The organism is Marivirga sp. (genome assembly GCF_024636815.1).
Taxonomy (GTDB): domain Bacteria; phylum Bacteroidota; class Bacteroidia; order Cytophagales; family Cyclobacteriaceae; genus Marivirga.
Map to the genome: position 1 here is coordinate 1 of NZ_JAGXGF010000027.1, position 5167 is coordinate 5167.

The 5167-nt window shown below is 34.1% G+C and carries 2 protein-coding genes; both read left to right on the forward strand.

Translation table 11 applies throughout. The features are described from left to right. Nucleotides 1-2850, forward strand: a 2850-nt coding sequence (locus tag Q0L29_RS02555) for a hypothetical protein (protein WP_296618805.1), incomplete at its 5' end; no start/stop codon positions are given. After that, nucleotides 2843-4588, forward strand: a complete 1746-nt coding sequence (locus tag Q0L29_RS02560; protein WP_296618807.1) for a tetratricopeptide repeat protein — start codon at nt 2843-2845, stop codon at nt 4586-4588. The genes Q0L29_RS02555 and Q0L29_RS02560, both read left to right, overlap by 8 nt. The last annotated feature ends 579 nt before the right edge of the window (nt 4589-5167 follow it).

Sequence of the window (5167 nt, forward strand, 5' to 3'; positions counted from 1 at the left end):
GATGCCTCAGATTTCATAAGTAATGGTATTAATTATCTGGAAGCTGATCAAGGTTTTGATTTCAGGTCAAGACAACATGCTTATGTTTCAAATCAATGGACTAAGAAAAAATGGTACGGAAAAAAAGAAACCCATATTTCTACATCAACAACTGTTAAAGGAACAAATCTTCAATCTGCTGCTGGAAAAAATATTCTGAAGACTGAATATGGTGGCCTAGAGTCCGTTGCGACAAACTTTATATCGCCAGGTGGTACAGAAATTTATGCAAAAAATGATGTTAATTTATATAGTCTAAAGTCTGAAAACAGAGAATACAATTACACTAGTAAATATTTTGGGCTTTCTAAAAACGTCAGAGATGAAACTCACCAAAGTTCAACACCCAATTTGTTTTATGATGATGGAGTTACTGTCATTCACTCTTCAGAAGGCCACATTGATGCAAGAGGGGCTTATTTTGCAGGAGATGGTGATTTAGAAATGAAAGCTAAGAAAAGGATTAAGTTTGGTGCCGATATACTTGAACATGAAGTTACAGAAAAATCACGAACTTTTGGCGTATCACTCCCAGGAATGGATGCTTATAATGCATATAAAAGCTCAGGTAAAATTTTTGATGCAGCAACCGCTGAGGACGCAACCTTAGCGAAATTAGAAGGCTGGTTAAAAAGTGGTAATCGAACAGAAACCTTAGCCAACTCAGTAAATCTAGAAATAAATTTATATAATACCACCAATTCAATTTATCGTGGTCTTGCTAATGATTCTCTGGGTAAGGAGATGATGGCTCGATATGGTCTGGGAGGTGAAAATGGTTTCTCTCCTACAATCAACTTCACCTTAACAGAGAAAACCTCCGTTTCAAAATATCAAACCCAAGGTTTGGGGGGGGTTGACAGGGGAGGTAATGTAAAACTGGAAGCAGGGGAAGGCATTGATCTTGAGAATGGCGTTCAAGTTCATGCGGGTGGTGATATGGACATTAATTCACCAGAAGTAATAGCGAGGGCTGCTGGATTACAATCATCATCTAAAGAAACCACAAAGTCATTAGGCGTTGGCATTACTGCTACAGGAGAAGTCGCTGATGTATCCGCCAGTTATTCGAAAACGACTACACAAGCAACGAATTTTATAAATGCCGGGATATCTGCAGATGGCAACATGAAGCTACATGATAACGATAAAGCAATGGGTAAGCTAGAGCTCGATGGTGCAATCATTAATGCCGGGACCTTAGACGCAGATATCGATCAATTAATTATTAATGACAAACAGGATGTTTTTACAAGTAAATCTGAATCTGCAAGCGCAAGCTCTACAGGCGCTGTGTCAGCATATGCAGGAGAAACTAAAAAGGTCACTACCGTTGAACACAGTGGCATTCATGTAAAAGATGGCATTAACACAAATGGGCATCGCGTTCATGTTGGTGAAGCAACAATGAATGGAGGTAAGATTACATCAGATGGTAAAAATGAAATTGATATAGATACTTTACATGCCAGACAATTAAAAGATGAGGAACATAGTAAGGGTATGGGCGTAAGTTTTAATGTCAATGATTTGCAACGTATGGCTGGTCAAAAACCATCAAATTCTGCGGGTGAGCAAGCTATCGCTGTTGGCGAGGTGAGCATCGATCGTGTAAATAAACAGACGGTTCAGAATCCTGTTATCTATGGTGCTCAAGGTACAGCAGCAAATATTAAAAATCTAGATGGAATTATTCACACCAGTTCATCGGATGGTGCAACCGTTATTAAAGATGATGAGCTGCATCTTCAAATAGATGTTCCCTTAACAAATGGAGCATATATCAAACAGGCCCAAGAAAATATAGCTGCAGGCTCAGAAAAAATCGCGGAAAAAATGGGTTGGAAGAAAGAGCCGAAAATTCCAGATAATTTAGAGATGGATAAAAATGCTATTCCTTCAAAAAGAGAAGAGGAGTTATCTCAGGAGGATATGGAGAAATCAGGAGTGGATGATATTGATATAGATGCAGACATTACTGAATGCCTCTCTGGATTGAGCATTGATGATATTCATTTTGATTCACCTGAACTCCAAGAATTATTTGAATCAATAAAGCTTTCTCTAGAAAAAGCCACCAATAATGATTCGGACATTAATTACCCTGAAGACAAAAAAAATAAAAGCAAGTTAAAAAATGCAGTTAGCGAAGTTGTTAAGACATGGCTTGAAGAGACATTATCTGTTGGGAAGGAAGTTGTATTAGAAAAGGATAATTCATTTACAACGAAAGCATATCTAGCAAAAACCGGCATTGTTTTTCAGTTTATTTTTAATATGGGCTCTGCATATTTTGATGAAGAAGCCGATCATGAACATATGATGAAAGAAGGTGTAACTCGGACATTATCTGATATAACTTTTGGAGCAATCTTAAAATATGGATTAAGAACAGGAGCTGGGCCAGCAGGATTAACATTTACTGGACTAGGTATAATGGATGATTTTACCTACAACGAACAGTTTATAACTAAACAAAGTGACGCCGGGGTTAATGATTTATGGGAAGCTCAACGACTTCAAAGACAAGGACAATATTTTGATTCGTTTAATAGAGGACTGTTAGCTCGAGATAAAATTGCAGCATCTAATCAGGCACGAGCTGGACATGAATTGATTAGCAACGCAAATAAAGGATTAAAAGATTTTTATAGTTATGTATGGAATAAAGCATCACCTAAACAAACAGAGCAAAAGGAAAGCAATCAAATACAAAATTCAAATCGTTTTTTTAGTGCTAATAAGTCTGGAAATAATAATAAAAATCAAACACCCCCAAATGAATTGGCGAGTAGCAGTATAAATGGTTAAATATAAAAAAATTATATTTATAGTGTTATGCTTGATTACAGCTTTTTCAGTTTACGGAGAAGATGGACAGTGGAAGACTTTGTTTCATGAGTCTGAAGTAGAATTTAAGTTACAACATTATCAACAGGCTATTAAAATTTCTAAAAAAGCATTAATAGTCGCTGTAAAGAAGGAACATAAATATGTTCCTTTTAGTGTTCTTCAATTAGGCCAATTATATCAAGTTCAAGGCCAATATAAAAAAGCAGCGTCAATTTACAAGTTAGTAGCTGATAAATTTAAAAACTCACAAAATGAAAATAAACAATTTGCTGGAATTGCTTATAAATTTCTTGCTGAAGTCTATGGTGTACAAAATAAATATAGCGAAGCTGAGTATTTTGATAAGAAAGCCATAAAAATTTTCTCAGACGTTTTAGGTGAGTATTCTTCTTTTGTATTATCAACATCTGAGCATCTGGCCTTTATTTGTCAAAAAAAAGGACAGTTTGATAAATCAGAGGGTTTATATAAGAAACTTATTGAAAAATATCAGGGCTCTATTAAAAAATATTCAAAAGACTATATAGTATTGTTAGATGATTTTGCTTCCTTATATGATATCCGATGGAGATTTGTAGAAGCCAAAGAATTGCATGAAAAAGCTTTTAAATTATCTAGAGAATATCTTAATGACAATCATGAAATCGTTGCAATTATTTCAAACAGTTATGGTGTGCACTATGTTTTGCGAGGCGTAAATAAGGCTGCTGAGCCTTTTTTTAAAAAAGCATTAGCTATAATGGAAAATAAATTTGGTAAAAATCATCCCAAAACACTGAATAGTTTAAATCATCTCGGAAGATTATATATAGACAATGGTAATTACAACCATGCCAAGAGTGTAATTAATAAAAGTTTATCAGTTATTGAAGTAAATCATATAGATAATAAAGAGGAAAAATCATTTACCTACACCAATCTTGCTAATTTTTATTTTAAAACCGGAAATTATAAAAAATCAGAAGAGCTATTTACATCAATATTACAAGATGAAATTAAGACATTGGGACCTAAAAATTACAAAACAGCAAACACCATGAGCAATTTCGCTTCGGTTTACTATGAGCAAGATAAATACAATGAGGCTGAGAAATTAGCTAAGCAATCATTGGATATTTATGAAAATTTCTATGGGGAAATGTATTTTGGAATTATTAGTAATTTAATTACATTAGCTGATATCAATACAAGCCATCATAAATATACTCAAGCCAAAAAATACTTAAATCGTGCTTTATCAATAACTGAAAATAAAATACCGGCAACATCTCCTCAAATTGCAAAAGTTAAAAACACGATGGGTATGTATTATTTATATAAATACAATTTAGTGGAAGCAGAAAAGTATTTAACCGAAGCCTTGGTTTTAAGAAAAAAATTACTTGGAGAAAAGCATCCTTCCATCATTTCAAGTTATAACAATCTAGGATTACTTAAAGATATGAGTGGTGATTATGCTAAATCTAAAGAATATTATTTACGTTCAATAACATTAGCGGATGAAATATTGCCAGAAAATCATCCATCCAAAGCTATTTATCTTAACAATTTGGCTTCATTATATATTGATAAAAAAGAAAAGGATAAAGCATATCCCTTACTGGAAAGAGTATTGGCTATAAATATAAATCTGTTTGGTAAAGAAAGCAGTAGAGCATTGGTGGCAAAAGAAAGATTAAAAAAAATAGAAAGTTAGTAGGTGACAATTATCTCAAAGTTTGCTGTCCCCCTTAATAATACATAGGCGCTCAGATAGAAAATACAAATGCAATATTGCTAGTATAAATTGTATGAAAGTCATCTGAGTCCCTGTAAATATTTCTAACATGATGCGCTTTAAAAACAGGAAGTAGATGGTTTGTAATTCCTATCCATAAATTAAATTCTTAACCCCTAATTTTTTATTTTAATGTTACAAAAGTGAAAAGTCTCATGTTGTGCACTTTCTAAACGCATTGGAGTGATTTATTATTGCCCCTCTTGATCAAAAAGGAAGCGCCATGTTTGAAAGATTTTTCTCCAGGTTTACAAAATTTCACGAAACTCAGTTAGAAATAGAAACTGTCTTTATAGGGCCTGTGCTGCCAGTAAGAAAATCTGTAAATTCAGTTTTGAAAGCGCAAAATGCCTTGGAATGTTAGACGTCAATTACTTTTGCCGGTCGGCGACAATTAACATTGCCGGTTACCCATAAATTTTTTTAGATGTTTGCCTTATTTTGCTCCTTAGCATAGTTAGCTCGATAACTTGGCCCATCCACTTTAATAATGGTGGC